This is a genomic window from Corynebacterium sp. LK14, assembly GCF_008042215.1.
GTDB lineage: Bacteria > Actinomycetota > Actinomycetes > Mycobacteriales > Mycobacteriaceae > Corynebacterium > Corynebacterium striatum.
Genome location: NZ_NOVQ01000016.1, coordinates 299,516 through 315,300 on the forward strand (window position 1 = coordinate 299,516; position 15,785 = coordinate 315,300).

The window sequence follows — 15,785 nt, forward strand, 5'->3', positions numbered from 1 at the left end:
ATGAGCTCCACTTCCCCTAGCTGCCACGGAAATCCTGGCGGGGCGCTGGCTCCCGCGGGCGCAGCCATCATCGCGATGGTGGGCGCTCCCAACTCCGGCAAGTCCACGCTTTCAACGCGCTAACCGGCGCCAAGGTGCAGACCGGCAACTGGCCGGGTACCTCGGTGGAGGTCAGCCGCGGCGCCTGGAACATCGCGCATTCGTGTTGCCCGGCCGAGGTTGCCGATCTCATTGACTTCCCCGGCACCTACTCGCTGGATCCGCTCAGCCCCGATGAGGCGCTGACCCGCGCCATGCTTTACGACGCCGCCCCTGCCGAGCGCCCCGATCACGTCATCGTGGTGGTCGACGCGACTGCGGTTGCGCGCGGGCTCAACTTGGCTTTCCAGCTCGCGGAGCTTCCCTACCGGCTCAGCATCGCGCTGACCAAGCTGGACGTAGCACAAGACCAGCGCTTGCGGGTCGATGCCGATGCGCTCGCGAGGGCCACGGGAATCCCGGTGGTCTGTGTGGATGGCCGCCGGCGGGAAGGCCTGGAACGCCTGCGTGAGACGGTGCAGGTTTCCCTCACTGAGGAGCCACAGGTCCTGCGCGAGGACGCCAGCATCGACGCCCGCTTTGCGGATCTCGACGCCGCTACCAAAGCAGCGGTGCACACCGAGTCGCAGCCGGTCACGCGTTCGCAGCGCCTAGATGCGGTAGCGCTGCACCCGGTAGCCGGCCCGTTGCTTTTCCTCGCGGTGATGTGGCTGGTCTTCCAGATAACCACCACGGTGGCCGCTCCTCTGCAGGACGGCTTGGAGGCGCTGGTCTCAGGACCCATCTCTGACGCAGCACGCCACCTTCTGAAGGCAGTCGGCCTTCACCATCCGCTGGTCGAGGGCCTTATTGTCGATGGCCTCATCGGCGGCGTCGGCATGGTGCTCACCTTCGCGCCGCTCATGGCCTTGATGTTCCTGTGCCTCGCCGTCCTTGAAGACTCTGGATACATGGCGCGTGCCGCGGTGGTCACCGACCGCCTCATGCGTGCCATTGGCCTTCCAGGCAAGGCGTTTATTCCCATCGTGGTGGGCTTTGGCTGTAACGTGCCGGCCATTGCGGCCACGCGTGTTCTGGGCTCGCCCCGCCATCGCATCATGACTTCTTTGCTCATCCCGTTCACGTCGTGCTCGGCGCGCCTCGTGGTCTTTGTGATGCTGGCGCAGACTTTCTTCCCGGCCCACGCCGGCAGCGTGGTCTTTGCCTTGTACGTGGTCTCCATCGCTCTGCTCGTGTTGGTGGGCTTAGCACTGCGCAAGACGCTATGGCGTGCGGTTCCCCAGGATCCCCTGGTCATCGACCTGCCCACCTACCAACTGCCCACGGTGCGCCTGGCGTTATCCGTAATGTGGACGCGCCTGAAGGGCTTCCTCCACACGGCGGGCGGCATCATCGTATCCACGGTCGTGGTCATCTGGTTGCTCATGGCCATCCCGGTGGGTGCCGCGACCTCCGTCGATGGCGGCTACACCACCCCGGCCCCGCAGGAATCTGCTTATGGCGCGGTCTCGCGCACCATCGCTCCGGTCTTCGCGCCGGCGGGCTTCGACTCTTGGTCGCTGGCCGGCCCACTGGTCACCGGTTTCGTGGCCAAGGAGGCACTCATCTCCACGTGGTCGCAGACCTACGCGGTCAAGGACGTCACCGACGCCACTCCCGAGGAACAGGCCGCAAGCTCGCTCAGCGATCACGTGCGCGCCGACTTCGCGGCGGCCTCCGGCGGCCACACCAACGCGGCAGTGTGGGCCTACATGCTTTTCCTGCTGGCTTATACCCCCTGCGTGGCCACTCTGGCTGCGCAAAAGCGCGAAATCGGATGGCGTTGGACGCTCTTCGGCTTCGCAGTTCAGCTCACCACAGCGTGGGTCTTGGCTGTAGCGGTCTTCCAATTGTTGAGGTTGCTGTGAACTCCCCCATTGAAGCAGTCCGCTCAGCCATCGCGGCAGGAATCACCACCCGCGCCGGAGTCGCCAAAGCCACGGGCTTAGAAATCGGCACGGTCAACCTGGTGATATCGCACCTTCTTGCCACCGGCGAGCTCAGTGCCGAAACGCTCAGCACCTGCCCTACCACGGCCTGCGGCTCCTGCGCAGCCTCCGCGCTGTGCGGTGCCCCGCGCAAGACCGGCGCCCCAGTGTTGCTTACTCTGCGTCGGCCGAGTCACCCGGCTCCGGCGAAAGCATCCTAGCCTCCTGCGCCATGCTCGGCAGCTGGCGCTTGCGCAGGCGCTCGAGGAGATCGGCGGCGTCGTCAAGCGCTAGCTGGCGTCCTGCCATCGCCACCGGCCCGCGGACCAAGTCGAAGTTGATGTTGCGCACGCCCAAAAGCTGGTTGAGCGGGCCCGCCTTGACCGTGAGCTCCTGGATGTGCGGGGTGCCCACGACCATCACCCGGCGCGCCAGGCGCCCGGCATGCACGACCGCCACCTCGGTGCCCACCAGCGTGACCGCCTGCTGACGCAAGTCCACAGGCGATGCCAACCAAGCCCTGCCCGGTGAAACGTACGTGGGGCGCGTGTGCCCCTCGGGGCGGGCAAATTCCTCAATCTGCGCGGCGTCGAGATCGGAGACCAACTCCAACAGCGCGAGTGCCTGGTCGCGCGTACCCACCGGGAGGATACGCGTGGAACCCGACTGCTTACCGCCGCCCTGCGCACCATAGCCCGCGACGGAGACCTGAACCTCGTACCAGCCAAACATGCGCCACAGCAGCGGCTGCGTCACGCGCACCGCATGGATGCGGGAGCGGCGGATGGTCTGCCGGCGGCGATCGGCCAGGCCATATGCAATATTGAGCACCTCATCCTGCGCGTCATAGCGGGAGTTAAAGCGCCACGACGTATCAATGAGATTCCAGATGTTCGGCATAAATCCCACCACGATGGGCAGCGCCGCCGCGCGGAAGAAGGGCAAGATGACGAGGATCGTCATGACCGCAACGGCGATAAGCGTGGGCAGGCGCAGCGCCTCCGCCGCGAGGGTACGGCCCACGGGAATCTCCGGGATGAGGTCGTCACCGGCCGCGTCGGGTTCCACGGTTGCCGGGGCGTTTCCTGCTGCCGGGCGATGCACGTGCGCGAGCAGCTCTTGGCGCAGCTGCTCGGCTTCCGCCTTACGCAGGAAGGAGATCTCGATGACCGACGCAGTGCCGCCTGCGGTTTCCACGCGCACCGCCGCCAGACCAAAGATGCGCGCGATGACCGTCTCCACCACGTCCACGGCCTGAATGCGGTCATAGCGAGCAGAGCGGAAGGACGAGGAAATCACGCCGTGACGCAAGGAGACTTCATGCTCGTCGAGCTTGTAACCCAGCTTGCGCCACCAAATGGCCGATATGAACCAAATGCCCAGGCACACCGCTACGAAAACACCGATGGCGATGACTGTGCCCAATCCGATGTCGCTCCAGTGCCCGCCGTGCAGGTAGGTGGCGACGTCGGAAAGCATTTCTGCGTTGATGTTGACCACAAACAATGCCACCAGCGCCAGGATCAGCGACCAAAAGCGCAGCAACGGGGTCAGGCGGTGAACGCGGCGAAAGCCTTCCGCGTCCACGGACGCGCGGTCCTTGCGCAGACGATGCCGGCCGCTCATAGTCCGCTCATCCGTTCGCGTGCCTTGACGGCAAGCCGCTCGCGCAACGCATCCGCGTCTTCTGCAACGAGACCCGCGATTCGCGCATCTGAGCTTGCCGACGCCGTGTGAATCTTCACGCGCTTCAATCCCAACGCCCGCTCGATGGGTCCGGCGGAAACGTCCACAAACTGGATGCGACCGAAGGGGACGATGGTCAGGCGGTACCACAGTTTGCCGCGGGTGATGACTAGTTCATCGTCGGTTTCCTTCCACCCCATGTTGCGCACCTGTGCGGGGATGAGCCAGAGCAAGTAGACGAACCACACTACCCAGGCTCCGGCGAACCAGTACCAAAATGAGCTGGCGAAGTACCCCGCAACCGCGAAAGCGATAGCAAAGACTGCCGACCAGCTCAGGTGGTGAATATAGCGAGCTGTGGTCAGCTTCCGGGAGACCGGATGCATGTCTGGGGAAAGCGCGGAGTGCATGCCGCCTATGCTAACAAAGCCCTCAGACTCCTTGACAAAGTGTTGGGTTTATACAACACTTTGGTTTATGTCCCCAAAGAAAAAGCCGTCTTCCCCAATTTTCAATCGAGTTCGGTTGCTCCGGGTCGAGAGGGACATGTCGCGCGCCCAGCTTGCCGACGCCGTCGGGGTCAACCCCCAAAGCATCGGTGCTCTTGAGCGTGGCGATCACTCTCCCAGCCTCGACCTCGCGTTCAGCATCTGCGAAGTATTCGACCTCCCCGTCGAAGCCGTCTTCTCGCGCACCGAATTCCAGCCGCTATCCACCGAGATCTACCGAAAGGACTAGGCCATGACGTCCACCGCCACCAAAGCTCGCGTCACAAAGCGCAACCGCCTCATACGCCTCGCCGACGTCGGGCTTGCAATCATCGTCGTATCCATCCCGCTGCAGTTCTGGGACGATTTCACATCCTTCATGCTGGCCTGCTTGGGTAGCTGTGTAACCGGCTTCGGCGTGTCCAAGCTGCGCAAGACTATCGACTCCGCCGACTTACCCACTATCGAACTCGACGAGTACATGCTGCAACTTCATGTAGAGGCCCGCGAAGATGGACTTAAGCTCGCCTTGTTTTCTTCCATGTTCATGTTCATGGCCTGCGGCGCTATTGCTCTCGGAACCCGGTTCGTCGACTCCATGGACGGAATCTTCGTGGCCAGCTTGTTCTTCAAGCTGATCATGCTGCAAATGCTGTGGGTTCCATTCACCGTGGCCAGGTCTCTGGCAGGCAAATTCAACCGCGACGAACTAATTTCTAAGGATTAATCATGCCTATCCGCACCAAGTACTTCTATTCCAGCTTCGTCGGACTGCTCATTGCACTCGCCGCTATAGCAGTCAACCCCTTCTACAACGTCATTGCGATGTTCTTGTGGGCCGGCGGCCTTGCCTGGCTCGTCATCTGCCTGGGGCGCCTTCAAGTTCTAATCGGAAAAGACAATATGGACCCAGCCTTTGCAGACGAATATCAGCGCAGCCGCATCGATCGCGCGCGCAGCAACGTCTTCAAGTACACGTACTTCGCCCTCGGCAGTTTAATGGTGCTGATGCTCTGCCTGCCGTTGCTCGACCTAGTTGGACAAGACGTTCCATGGCCGGAAATCGTGCGCTGCCTAGGCATGCTGGCCGGCGTATTGATGTTCGGGGCATCGCTGACTCTGCTCGGCACGATCGCCCTTGGCATGGACGCCGACGATCGTGCCGAACTCGCAGATTCCTAAACCCCTTTATTAGGTATCCTGCTCCCAGCCGTCGACAACTTCCTGCTTGGAGATGTACTCGCTGGCTTCGTAGTCATAAGGGATAGGCTCGCCCTCTTCGTCGGTACGCACGTACCACTCGGTGGCTTCCTCCGAGGTGGAGTCGAACTCCGCGCCGGTGGAGTACTCGGAGTTGCGCTCGGTTTGTTCGACCGATAGAGCAAAGTCGTCACCGTGCTCGCGAACGCCCTGCACCACGGCGTTGGCAAGCGCTTGCTCCTCAAAGTGGTAGCGAATAACCGCCGGGTCAAAAGACAAATCCCACCTCAACGCCACGGCCGATCTGCAAAGCACCAATGCCAAGCGACGCCGCGGTGCCGAACAGCGTCGCGATAATCGCCAAGCCATCGATAATGAGCGCAGGCACGGAATCCGCCCGTACTTAGAAAAGGCCGGGTAGAGCAGGAAGCAAAGCAGCCCGCTGCCAGAGTGGTAAAATCCAGCGCGGTGTGAATGTTGTGCGGGTAGGCAATATCTTTCAGGATGCGCCGCGCTGTACGGTCTCTTCGCTCTTCCATTCCCGTCCACGATAAACACATAACGAATGTTTACGCGGCCTAACGGAAATCACGCGAGCCGCGGGAGAGCCACTCACCCATGGCGAGCGGCTCCAGCTTGTCTGCCACCACGTTGACCGCACCCGTGGCATTTTGCACGATGCCACGAATAACCAGCGCTTTAGACGTCCTGGCTACGGTCTTGTTGAGCTGCCACAGCCCCGGTGAGACCATCACGTTCATCAAGCCGGTCTCATCCTCCAAGCCCAAAAAGATGACGCCGGCGGCAGTCTGCGGACGCTGCCTATGCGTCACGATGCCCGCAATCCGCACCCGTGTACCGTCTGGAACCTGCCGCAGCTGCGCGGCGGTGCAGACATGGGCGTCGTTAAGCGCGGCGCGCACGAGCTCCATCGGCTGTTTGTCGTGGGTAACGCCAGTACTGGCGACGTCGGAAGCCATCAGCTCAAAAGCGCTCATCCCGGGCAGGCTCGGCGCAGAAATAGCCGAAAGCCCCGGCAACATGCCGGCACGCTCCGTCGCCGCAACGCCCGCCTGCCACAACGCCTGACGGCGCGAAAGCCCGAAACAATCCAACGCCCCCGCACAGGCCAATGCCTCCACGTGCTCCACGCTGAGATCCGCACGCCGCGCCAGGTCCGCAATATCCGCAAAAGGCGCCTGCGCGCATGCATCCTCGATACGCTGCGCAGCCTTCTCCCCCAACCCCTTGATGAGGTTAAGGCCCAGCCGGATCGCCACCTCGCCGCCGTCTTGGACCACCGCGCGCGCCTCCTTGCCCGAGGCATTGACGTCCGCGGGCAGAATCTGCACCCCATGCCGCCGCGCATCCTGAATGAGCGATTGCGGCGAATAAAAGCCCATCGGCTGCGCCCGCAGCAGGCCCACGCAAAACTGCGCCGGATAGTGATACTTCATCCACGCCGAGAAGTAGACCAACGAGGCAAAAGACTGCGAGTGCGACTCCGGGAAGCCATAGGCTGCAAAGGCCACTATCTTGTTCCACAGCTTATCCGCGGTCTCGCCCACAATCCCATTGGTCTGCGCCAGCCCGTCGTAGAAGCGCTGCCGAATCGCCGCCATCCGCGCAGGCGATCGCTTCGAGCCCATCGCACGCCGTAGGTCGTCGGCCTCCGCGCCGGAAAAGCCCGCGGCGTCGACGGCAATCTGCATCAGCTGCTCCTGAAACAGCGGAATGCCCAGCGTCTTGCTCAGAGACTTCTCCAGCACCGGGTGGTCATAGGTCACCGCCTCCTTACCGTCGCGCCGGCGCAGATAAGGATGCACCGAACCACCCTGAATCGGGCCGGGACGGATGAGCGCAACCTCCACCACCAGGTCGAAGAACTTCCGCGGCTTCAAACGCGGCAGCGTGGACAACTGCGCGCGCGACTCCACCTGGAACACCCCCACCGCATCGGCGCGGCACAGCATGTCGTAGACCTCTTTTTCCGCCAGGTCCAGCTCCCACAGATTCACCTTGTGCCCAGTGGTCTCCTCCACCAAGTCCTGCATGTGGTGCAGCGCCTCGAGCATGCCCAGCCCCAGTAGATCGAACTTCACCAGCCCGGCCGCCGCGCAATCATCCTTGTCCCACTGCAACACCGAACGCTTTTCCATCCGTGCCCACTCCATCGGCACCACATCCGCGATGGGGCGGTCGCACAACACCATGCCGCCCGAGTGAATGCCCAGATGGCGCGGTTGCCCGAGGAATTGTTCCGCCAGCTTGACGACGTCCCCCGGCGGCTCCGAAAGCCCCTTCGACCAGGAATCCGCGGAGCCCTGTGGGTAGCCGAGGGCACGAGCGGCGTCGCGAGTCGCGCCCTTGCGGCGATACGTGATGACGTTGGCCACCTGCGCAGCCCGCTCACGCCCATACTTTTCGTAGACGTACTGGATAACCTCCTCGCGGCGACCGGACTCGATGTCAATGTCGATGTCCGGCGGGCCGTCGCGGTCAGGAGAAAGGAAACGCTCAAAAAGAAGGCCCGCGGAAATCGGTTCCGCGTTGGTAATACCCAAAGCAAAACACACCGCAGAGTTCGCCGCCGAGCCGCGGCCCTGACACAGGATGTTGGAGCGCTTACAGAAATCCACTAGGTCGCACACGATGAGGAAGTAGCCGGGGAATGTCAGCTGTTCGATAACCCCTAGCTCATAGGCGATCTGCTTCCATGCCCGCTGCTGCACGTCAGCGGGCCGGGAGGCATAACGCTCCTCGGCGCGCACCCAGGTCAGGTGTTCCAGCCAGGTCATCTCCGTGTACCCGTCGGGCACCTCGAAGTCCGGCAGGTTGGGCGCCAACGCGTCCCAGGTAAAACTGCATTCGTTTAAAACAGCGACCGTCTCCGCGATAAGCTCCGGCCGGTCCGGGAAAAGCTGCGCCATCTGCTCACCCGAGCGCAGCCAGCCGGCGCCCATGGGGTGGGCGTCGGGAGCCGCCTGCTCGAGGGACTGCCGCCTGGCCAACGCCTGCTTGGCACCAGCCAGCCTGGCCTGCTGCCGGGTGGCCGCTGCGGGACGAGCGGTTGCGATGGCCCGGAGGCCGTTGTATCGATCGAGCGCAGCATAGTGATCCGCGTCCTCAGGAGTCATAGTGCACGCATATTCGAGGACTATGCTGTCTATTTTTATTCTTTCGAGCAAGTGGTCGATTTTATCCAGCCACTCCCACCCCACCAGAAAAAGGCAATGATCCTGGAGCCGCTCAGCAATCTCCCCCAAGGGCGGGTACGCCACTTCATCCTTTACCCCCGCATCCATACGGGCCTGTGCGATCAAACGTGAAAGCCGGCGGTACCCCTCGGGTGTGCGAGCAAGGACGGTCAGGGGGGCGTCGGAAAGCGAAAGCTCCGCACCGAACACCGCAGGTAGCCCCACTTTGGCTGCGGCCTCAGCGAATTTCATGAGGCCGTAGAATCCGTCCTTGTCCACCAGCGCAAGGCCACACAGGCCCAGCTCCACCGCCCGCGCCACCAGCTCCTCCGGTTCCGAAGCGCCGTCCAAAAAGCCATAGGACGACACGGCATGCAGCTCCGCAAACGCCACTGACGACGCCCCGTGCTCCGGCGAATCCACAGGGGAACCCACATGATCCACGGGCACGGGAGTGGGCGTAGGACGTCCAGAAAGAATCCTTTCCACCCGTGACCAGGGCAGCGCCGCCCCACCGTTGAACCTCATGGAAAAACAATATGATCGAAATTATGTTCTAGTCAATTTGCAGGCACGCTCCATTCGATATAGACAAAGCGGTTCAATTCCTGTTAGGTTTCTGTCATTCAAATTTATTTCAATCGAAGGGACTTCTCCTGTCATGCGTATCCGTCGCGTTCTTGCTGCTTCCTCCGCAGCAGTTATCGCAGCCACCAGCCTCGTGGCTTGCTCCTCCGATTCCTCCGACTCCGCTTCCGGCAAGTCTGACGGCCCAATCGTCATCGGCACTACCGACGCCGCCAAGAAGGCATGGTCTGCTTTCGAGGACGAGGCTGAGAAGCAGGGTCTCGAGATCGAGGTCAAGAACTTCTCCGACTACAACACCCCGAACCAGGCCCTGAACCAGGGCGAGCTGGACACCAACAACTTCCAGCACCTGAAGTTCCTTGCTGAGTTCAACAAGGGCAACGGCACCGACCTCGTTCCGATCGTCGCAACCGAGATCGTTCCGCTGGCCCTGTTCTGGAAGGACCACAAATCCCTCGACGGCATCGAGGGCCAGGAAGTCGCCATCCCGAACGACTCCACCAACCAGGGCCGCGCCATCAACGTGCTGGTCCAGGCCAAGCTCGTCACCCTGAAGAAGGAAGGCCTCATCACCCCGGGTCTGCCGGACATCGACGAGGCTAAGTCCAAGGTCAAGGTTGTGCCTGTCGACGCCGCCCAGACCCCAACCGCTTACGGCGAGGGCAAGCCCGCCATCATCAACAACTCCTTCCTCGACCGCGCAGGTATCGACCCGACCACCTCCGTGTTCCAGGATGACCCGAACTCCCCAGAAGCTGAGCCTTACATCAACGCATTCGTCGTTCGCGCTGAGGATGCTAACAACGAGCAGATCAAGAAGGTCGCTGAAATCTGGCACACCAAGGCTGTCCAGGACGCAGTTGCTGAGGACTCCAAGGGCACCTCCGTTCCCGTTGAGAAGTCCGCAGAAGAGCTGAAGGAAATCCTCGACCGCCTGGAAAAGACCACTTCCAAGTAGCCATCTCAGCCTTCCACGGAACACCACAGCGTGTCCGGGGTTTCGGCCGTCAACCGTCACATCGATTTGAAGGAAACACCTCTCGTGACACAGCAATCAGGAGCCAAGCAAGGTACCCGCATTGAGTTTCGAAACATCACCAAGGTTTTCAAGAACAAGAAGACCGAAACAAAGGCGCTTGACAGCGTTTCCCTGACCGTCGAGCCCGGCGAGATCGTCGGCATCATCGGTTTCTCCGGCGCCGGTAAGTCCACGTTGGTCCGCATGATCAACGGCCTGGACAAGCCGACCTCCGGCCAGCTGCTGCTAGACGGCACCGACATCGTGGGCATGCCAGAGCCCACGCTGCGCGGCATTCGCCGCAACATCGGCATGATCTTCCAGCAGTTCAACCTGATGTCTTCGCGTACCGCTGCGGGCAACATTGAGTACCCACTGCGTCTGGCAGGTGTTCCAAAGGAAGAGCGCAAGCGCCGCGTCGAGGAGCTCCTACAGTTCGTCGGCCTGGGCGACAAGGGCTCGAACTACCCGGAGCAACTCTCCGGCGGTCAGAAGCAGCGCGTGGGCATCGCTCGTGCGCTGGCTACCAACCCGTCCCTGCTGCTGGCCGACGAAGCCACCTCCGCGCTCGACCCCACCACCACCCACGAGGTGCTGGAACTGCTGCGTAAGGTCAACCGCGACCTTGGCATCACCATCGTCGTGATTACCCACGAGATGGAGGTCGTCCGCTCCATCGCCGACAAGGTCGCCGTGATGGAAAACGGCCGCATCATCGAGGCCGGTAGCGTATACGAGGTCTTCTCCAACCCGCGCACCGAGGTCGCGTCCAAATTCGTGGCAACCTCCCTGCGCAATACCCCGGACCTCGTCGAGGCAGATGACCTGCTCGCGCATGAGGGCCGCTTGTTCACCATCAATCTGACCGAGATCTCCGGCTTCTTCGCCGCTTCTGCTCGCCTGGCCGAACAAGGCGTATCCATTGCGGTCGTTCACGGCGGCATCACGACGCTGCAGAAGCACTCCTTCGGCAAGCTGACGGTCCGCCTCAACGGCAACCCGGCTGCCATCGAGGAGTTCTACAACACCTTGCAACAGACCACCGAGATTGAGGAGATTTCCCGATGAACGTGACCTACCAAGCTGCCGCTGACTGGGATCGCTTGGGCGATACCCTCGTCGAGGCCATCCAAGACACCCTCATCATGGTCGTCACCACCATGGTGGTCGCAGGCCTCCTCGGCCTCGTGCTGGGCGTGCTGCTCTTTACCACCCGCCCGGGTGGCATCCTGCAGAACAAGGTTGTCTACTTCATCATCAACATCTTGGTGAACTTCGTCCGCCCCATCCCGTTCATCATCCTGCTGGCCTTCTCACAGCCGCTAACCGTGGCGGTCCTTGGCGGTTCCATCGGCCGCGAACCTGCAACCTTCGTCATGATCATCGCCGCCACCTTCGCCGTGGCCCGCATCGTGGAGCAAAACCTGGTCGCCATCGACCCGGGTGTCATCGAGGCTGCCCGCGCGATGGGCGCTTCCCCGTGGAAGATCATCACCTCGGTCATCATCCCGGAGGCCCTCGGCCCACTGGTTCTGGGCTACACCTTCCTGTTCATCGGCATCGTCGACATGTCCGCGATGGCCGGCTACGTCGGAGGCGGCGGCTTGGGTGACTTTGCCATCGTCTACGGCTACCGCGCCTTCGAGTGGGAAGTCACCGTGGTGGCAACGCTCATCATCATCGTGCTGGTCCAGGCCGCACAGTTCTTCGGCAACTGGCTCTCGGCCAAGATTATGCGCCGCTAACGTTCCCCGCGTGCACACCCACTGCGTGCCACGCCTTCGAGGTCTTCGGTTCGTCCCCACACGAGGAGACGACGCCGGAGACCTCTTTTTCTTGCAATTCCACCCGCCACTCACGGCCGTCGGCGTGGCGCACGTGGGCGTCGTCAGCGCGCAGCTGTCCAAAACGCACGCGCTCCCCTGCCTCGATCAACCCACGCGCCACGGCCAGCTCTGCTACCTGCCCGCGCGGTCCGTATAAACCGCAGCCGCGGTTGCCCGGGTAGAAGTACTCGCCGCGCTGCGCAGCGCGCACCAGTTCACGGGCTGCCTCAATATTGAGACGCCCAAAGGAATAGCCCCACGGCATCAGCAGAATCGACGGCGCAAAACGGTGCCCCTTCGTGTGCGAAGTCTCCCACACGACGTCTGGGAATTCGGCGGCCAGTTCCGCCGCCAGCGGGCGCCCTTTCACGGCGCAGCACACGTCACGGCGTCCATGGGTGCAGATGAGCACGAGCGGATGCTTTGCGACGTCGCCAAGCGGCGCCCCCAAATCCAACCCCAGGATGTCCGCGGGTCCATCGAGGAGATACTCCTTGCATACGCCCTGTTCCGCCCACACCACGTAGCAGCGGTGCTGGCCGTTGATGACGCGGCCTTCCTTTCCGGGCTTGCGGATGAGCTGCAGCCCGGCGACGCCTTTGAGCTTGGCTTTGAGCTGCGCGGTGAGCTCAGGGCCGAAGGTTCCACCGTCAAGGATGTCGCGAGACCATCCGTTGGGCCATTCGAAGAGCACAAAGACGCTTTCCTTCTTCGCCGTGCCGGGGAGGGGCTCAACTTGTACGTCAGAGCAAAAAGTCATGAAGAACAGCTTACCTGTCCCATGCACCACACCAATCACAACAATGCGGTTACGATGTTCATTCTGTTCCCTCAATGGCTATGCATTTGAACGGGTTAGGCAATACTCTGTTTTTATGCCGAAAACATCCTCACTCGCGCCTGTGCTCGCCGCGCTCACCCTCGGCGCGGTTGCCTTGGCCGCGTGCTCTAGCGTTTCCGAGAATGCGGCCGCACCCACCTCTACCTTTGCCGCCACCTTGTCCGGCGATGTCAACCAAACCTCCGCGTCCGCCGGCATCACCCCGCTCGGAGAGACCAACATGGAGCGCAAAACCGAACGCCCCCAAGCTCCGTCCAAGCTCGTTGTCACGGACGTCCGCGTGGGCAAGCACGACGGCTTCGAGCGCGTTGTCTTTGAATTCACTGGCGACGGCTCCCCCGGCTGGTTCATCGACTACGACGACAAACCAGCCCAGCAGGGCTCCGGCAACCCCATCACATACAAGGGCTCTACCGCGCTGAACGTCAACATCGACGGCACGGTCTACCCCTTCGAGATGGACATGCCGGATCCACACATCGGAACTACGGAGGGAACGAGCGAATCCGGCGGTTTCATCACGCAGGTGGTCAGCTCGGGCACGTTTGAGGGCCGCTCCCAGTTTGTCGTTGGTATGAACAAGCGCCACCCGTACTCCGTACAGGTGCTGCGCGGCCCGACCCGCTTGGTCATCGACGTCCTCGCAGCGACCTAATCTCGCTCAGCAGTAGGAGGCTTCTACGCTCCACCTGCCGGCTGCCCACACCAGCAGCCACGCGCGCTGCCCTTTATCGCCCTGCCCCACCACTTGGAGCCGGGCGATTCTTTGTTCTTTCTCTCCCCACCACAACGTATCTACCGGCCAGGGCCCTGCCCAGCCAATCACCCGATAGCGTTTTTGCCCCCAGCCCAGCGCCACGGGAGCGGAGCTCAGCAGCGCTTCGGCGGTAACGTAGACGTCGCGGGAGGAGGCGTCGATAAGCCGAATGCGTGCAGCCGGATGCGCCAGGCTCGCTGGCAGTGGCGAGGGAATCCGCCCCGGCCAACTGCCCTCCGGCGCGGGATCGCGCTGCTCACCGTAGGGAACATACGCGATGCGCTCGGCCACTCCGCGCCCGCCTGCCTCCCGCGGCTGCAACACGCGATCCACGCCCAACTGCGACTGCACGCGTGCGATAACACGCTTAGCCTGTTCATCGCTTTTTGCGTGCCCCCATAGCCCAGTGCTCGCAGGGGCCGCGACCTCCACCGGCTCCAGCGCCAGCTTGGACACCCCGCCGCCGTTAGATGCGCGGGCCGAGCTCAGCCAACCGTCGAGCTGCCAGCGCACACGATCCGCCGTGGCATTTTCACTCAGCGCCTCCTGCGTGCGCCAGATTCGCTCCAGCCGCTCGCCGCCCACGAACTCCGCCACGACCCGCAACCGCAGACACACCTGCCCTGCTTCCTTCAGCACGCCATGCAACCGCGCCGCCAACTGCCTCGCCGCGAAGGCTGCCGCGTCCACGCGCTCCAACGGCTCCTCGAAGACCATCTCCACAGCCAGATCCGGCCGCGCCAGCTCCGGCGCCACTCGCCTATCCGGGGCTGCACTGGCCACCGCATGACAACGCCTGCCAGCCTCGCCAAAGCGCGCAGTGACCTGCCGCAACGGCAGCTGCGCGAGCTCACCTAGGCTGCGCACGCCCAACTTCGCCAGCTGACTCACCAACTCCTCAGGGCAGGCCAACGACGTCTCCGCTGCGAGCACGGCCACCGGCTGCTGCGCCAAAAACTCCCGCGAGCCACCCACCGGGACCACGGTGCCCAGCCCCTGATGCCGTGCTGCAATGAGCGCCGTAGCAATCTCATCAGCCACCCCGATGGTGGCGTCGAGGCCGGCGCGGGAGGCGGCGTCGACAAGCATGTGCATCGCCACGCCCTCGCCACCATGGAAACGCCCGGCAGCGGCCGCATCCACGATGACTAGCCCCGGGCGCAGGACCTCAATGGATGACGCCACAGCGTCGAGACCTGCAGCGATCTCCGCGAACACCGCGCCGTCCCGGTCCGCGTTAAACTCCTCCACCCGCAACTCCGGCGACACCGCCTGGGCCTGCCGCAGACGCATCCCCCGCCGCACCCCAGCCCGGCGTGCGGGCGCATCGCAGACCACGACCTTATGCTGCGCCACGATAGCCGTGCCCTGCTGCGATCTTGACTGCCCTCCTGCACCGTCGAGAACACGCAGCGCCTGGACCGGCCAATCCGGAAACCACAACGCCGCGACCCTCATACCGCCTCCAAACGACGCCTCTGGCCGCACGTCATCGTGCCTTGCTTGGCACGCACACCTTTAGCCTCCACGCGCACGGCTATATCGACGCCGTTGATTCGCCCACTTCCGCGCCCCAGCCCGCGGAAGGTGGTGACTTCCGCATCGATTTCCGTGGCAGTTCCCGGCAGGCGCACGCCCACCGTCAGCACTGCCGCCTGCCCGCCACGGATCTTCGCGAGAACGGGCCGCGCTTTCGACGGCGTGACTTCCCCAACCCCGCGGTGAATAACGACATCGAGCCCTTCCACCAACACTCCAGTCACGGCCCAGGGATCAGCCCCTGGATCGGGTACCACAATCACCCGCGAAAGATCCCCATTATCGGCCACTTGTGCGAGAGACAGTTCCGGCCATCCAACGATGCCGACGTGTCCGCCCTGCGCGCTAACATGGGAGACAATCTCCACGATGAGCGAGGGACAATCAGCACAGCGCACAACCTGCCGGCGAGCTAACCCTCCGCCCGGAAGCAGCTTGGCCAGTGCAGAAGGTGCCTCAACCAGCTCTACTTCCGGCTGCACTTGAGGTGCGATAGCAGGGCTTTCCAGCTTCTGCATCTCGGCGCGCAAAGCGGCAATACGGTCCGCGCGGCTCAACGCCGAGCTACCGTTAACCATATCTGCTATGCGAACGCCTGTTTGATTCATTCCCCTATTATGAACCCTGCCCCGGACACAC

Annotated in this window: 15 protein-coding genes and 2 pseudogenes; 9 read left to right on the top strand and 8 right to left on the bottom strand. The window is 62.8% G+C overall.

Translation table 11 applies throughout. The annotated features are described in order from the left end of the window. Positions 1–1,946 (top strand): annotated as a pseudogene (gene feoB, locus CHU71_RS10635) (ferrous iron transport protein B). Further along, positions 1,943–2,227, top strand: coding sequence for a hypothetical protein (locus tag CHU71_RS10640; RefSeq protein WP_147761041.1), 285 nt, complete (start codon positions 1,943–1,945; stop codon positions 2,225–2,227). The pseudogene feoB and the gene CHU71_RS10640 overlap by 4 nt, the downstream one beginning before the upstream one ends. On the opposite strand, the gene CHU71_RS10645 is transcribed toward CHU71_RS10640, so the two are convergent. Continuing rightward, positions 2,181–3,632, bottom strand: a complete 1,452-nt coding sequence (locus CHU71_RS10645; protein WP_147761042.1) for a PH domain-containing protein — start codon at positions 3,630–3,632, stop codon at positions 2,181–2,183. The two genes, CHU71_RS10640 and CHU71_RS10645, sit on opposite strands and share 47 nt — an antisense overlap. Continuing rightward, positions 3,629–4,078 carry a PH domain-containing protein gene (locus tag CHU71_RS10650; protein WP_046646608.1) on the bottom strand — a complete coding sequence of 150 codons (450 nt, stop codon included), beginning with the start codon at positions 4,076–4,078 and terminating at the stop codon, positions 3,629–3,631. The genes CHU71_RS10645 and CHU71_RS10650 overlap by 4 nt, the downstream gene beginning before the upstream one ends. A 91-nt stretch (positions 4,079–4,169) precedes the next feature. Between CHU71_RS10650 and CHU71_RS10655 the strand changes: the two genes are divergently transcribed. The 3 genes from CHU71_RS10655 to CHU71_RS10665 are packed head-to-tail and all read left to right on the top strand — an operon-like array spanning position 4,170 to position 5,362. Next, positions 4,170–4,430, top strand: coding sequence for a helix-turn-helix transcriptional regulator (locus tag CHU71_RS10655; RefSeq protein WP_005527929.1), 261 nt, complete (start codon positions 4,170–4,172; stop codon positions 4,428–4,430). A gap of 3 nt (positions 4,431–4,433) precedes the next feature. Then, on the top strand, positions 4,434–4,907 hold the full coding sequence (locus CHU71_RS10660) for a hypothetical protein (RefSeq protein WP_046646584.1): 474 nt from the start codon (positions 4,434–4,436) through the stop codon (positions 4,905–4,907). A gap of 2 nt (positions 4,908–4,909) precedes the next feature. Beyond that, a complete protein-coding gene (locus CHU71_RS10665; RefSeq protein WP_005527927.1) occupies positions 4,910–5,362 on the top strand; it encodes a hypothetical protein in 453 nt (150 codons plus the stop codon). Positions 5,363–5,371: 9 nt separating this feature from the next. Here the strand turns inward: CHU71_RS10665 and CHU71_RS10670 are convergent, their stop codons facing one another. The 3 genes and pseudogenes from CHU71_RS10670 to CHU71_RS10680 all read right to left on the bottom strand — a co-directional run bounded on the left by CHU71_RS10670 (position 5,372) and on the right by CHU71_RS10680 (position 9,105). Then, the gene (locus CHU71_RS10670; protein WP_034656543.1) at positions 5,372–5,659 is read right to left on the bottom strand and encodes a hypothetical protein; all 288 of its coding nucleotides are present in this window, start codon (positions 5,657–5,659) and stop codon (positions 5,372–5,374) included. A gap of 10 nt (positions 5,660–5,669) precedes the next feature. Then, positions 5,670–5,771: pseudogene (locus CHU71_RS10675) on the bottom strand (BCCT family transporter); the annotation flags it as partial. A 187-nt stretch (positions 5,772–5,958) separates the two neighbouring features. Further along, a complete protein-coding gene (locus CHU71_RS10680) occupies positions 5,959–9,105 on the bottom strand; it encodes an error-prone DNA polymerase (RefSeq protein WP_147761043.1) in 3,147 nt (1,048 codons plus the stop codon). 133 nt (positions 9,106–9,238) lie between these two features. Here CHU71_RS10680 and CHU71_RS10685 point away from each other — a divergent pair, with 133 nt between their 5' ends. The 3 genes from CHU71_RS10685 (at position 9,239) to CHU71_RS10695 (ending at position 11,928) form a co-directional block, all read left to right on the top strand. Next, positions 9,239–10,123, top strand: a complete 885-nt coding sequence (locus CHU71_RS10685; protein ID WP_147761044.1) for a MetQ/NlpA family ABC transporter substrate-binding protein — start codon at positions 9,239–9,241, stop codon at positions 10,121–10,123. Positions 10,124–10,207: 84 nt separating this feature from the next. Then, positions 10,208–11,251, top strand: a complete 1,044-nt coding sequence (locus CHU71_RS10690) for a methionine ABC transporter ATP-binding protein (protein ID WP_147761045.1) — start codon at positions 10,208–10,210, stop codon at positions 11,249–11,251. After that, positions 11,248–11,928, top strand: a complete 681-nt coding sequence (locus CHU71_RS10695) for a methionine ABC transporter permease (RefSeq protein ID WP_147761046.1) — start codon at positions 11,248–11,250, stop codon at positions 11,926–11,928. Before CHU71_RS10690 ends, CHU71_RS10695 begins: the two co-directional genes overlap by 4 nt. On the opposite strand, the gene CHU71_RS10700 is transcribed toward CHU71_RS10695, so the two are convergent. After that, the gene (locus CHU71_RS10700; RefSeq protein ID WP_049147476.1) at positions 11,915–12,769 is read right to left on the bottom strand and encodes a sucrase ferredoxin; all 855 of its coding nucleotides are present in this window, start codon (positions 12,767–12,769) and stop codon (positions 11,915–11,917) included. The two genes, CHU71_RS10695 and CHU71_RS10700, sit on opposite strands and share 14 nt — an antisense overlap. A gap of 115 nt (positions 12,770–12,884) precedes the next feature. On the opposite strand from CHU71_RS10700, the gene CHU71_RS10705 reads away from it, so the two are divergent. Next, on the top strand, positions 12,885–13,505 hold the full coding sequence (locus CHU71_RS10705) for a hypothetical protein (RefSeq protein WP_147761047.1): 621 nt from the start codon (positions 12,885–12,887) through the stop codon (positions 13,503–13,505). A gap of 6 nt (positions 13,506–13,511) precedes the next feature. Here CHU71_RS10705 and CHU71_RS10710 read toward each other — a convergent pair whose 3' ends face one another. After that, positions 13,512–15,065 (bottom strand): DNA polymerase Y family protein, encoded by a 1,554-nt coding sequence (locus CHU71_RS10710; RefSeq protein WP_147761048.1) that lies wholly within the window; start codon positions 15,063–15,065, stop codon positions 13,512–13,514. Next, on the bottom strand, positions 15,062–15,724 hold the full coding sequence (locus CHU71_RS10715) for a hypothetical protein (protein ID WP_187272074.1): 663 nt from the start codon (positions 15,722–15,724) through the stop codon (positions 15,062–15,064). Before CHU71_RS10715 ends, CHU71_RS10710 begins: the two co-directional genes overlap by 4 nt. Positions 15,725–15,785: the final 61 nt, after the last annotated feature.

Excerpts from the sequence above, each read along its gene's own strand:
- CHU71_RS10680 (WP_147761043.1), bottom strand. The coding sequence starts at position 9,105 with ATGAGGTTCAACGGTGGGGCGGCGCTGCCCTGGTCACGGGTGGAAAGG.
- CHU71_RS10695 (WP_147761046.1), top strand. The coding sequence starts at position 11,248 with ATGAACGTGACCTACCAAGCTGCCGCTGACTGGGATCGCTTGGGCGAT.
- CHU71_RS10705 (WP_147761047.1), top strand. The coding sequence starts at position 12,885 with ATGCCGAAAACATCCTCACTCGCGCCTGTGCTCGCCGCGCTCACCCTC.
- CHU71_RS10655 (WP_005527929.1), top strand. The coding sequence starts at position 4,170 with ATGTCCCCAAAGAAAAAGCCGTCTTCCCCAATTTTCAATCGAGTTCGG.
- CHU71_RS10660 (WP_046646584.1), top strand. The coding sequence starts at position 4,434 with ATGACGTCCACCGCCACCAAAGCTCGCGTCACAAAGCGCAACCGCCTC.
- CHU71_RS10645 (WP_147761042.1), bottom strand. The coding sequence starts at position 3,632 with ATGAGCGGCCGGCATCGTCTGCGCAAGGACCGCGCGTCCGTGGACGCG.
- CHU71_RS10685 (WP_147761044.1), top strand. The coding sequence starts at position 9,239 with ATGCGTATCCGTCGCGTTCTTGCTGCTTCCTCCGCAGCAGTTATCGCA.
- CHU71_RS10710 (WP_147761048.1), bottom strand. The coding sequence starts at position 15,065 with ATGAGGGTCGCGGCGTTGTGGTTTCCGGATTGGCCGGTCCAGGCGCTG.
- CHU71_RS10665 (WP_005527927.1), top strand. The coding sequence starts at position 4,910 with ATGCCTATCCGCACCAAGTACTTCTATTCCAGCTTCGTCGGACTGCTC.
- CHU71_RS10700 (WP_049147476.1), bottom strand. The coding sequence starts at position 12,769 with ATGACTTTTTGCTCTGACGTACAAGTTGAGCCCCTCCCCGGCACGGCG.
- CHU71_RS10715 (WP_187272074.1), bottom strand. The coding sequence starts at position 15,724 with ATGGTTAACGGTAGCTCGGCGTTGAGCCGCGCGGACCGTATTGCCGCT.
- CHU71_RS10650 (WP_046646608.1), bottom strand. The coding sequence starts at position 4,078 with ATGCATCCGGTCTCCCGGAAGCTGACCACAGCTCGCTATATTCACCAC.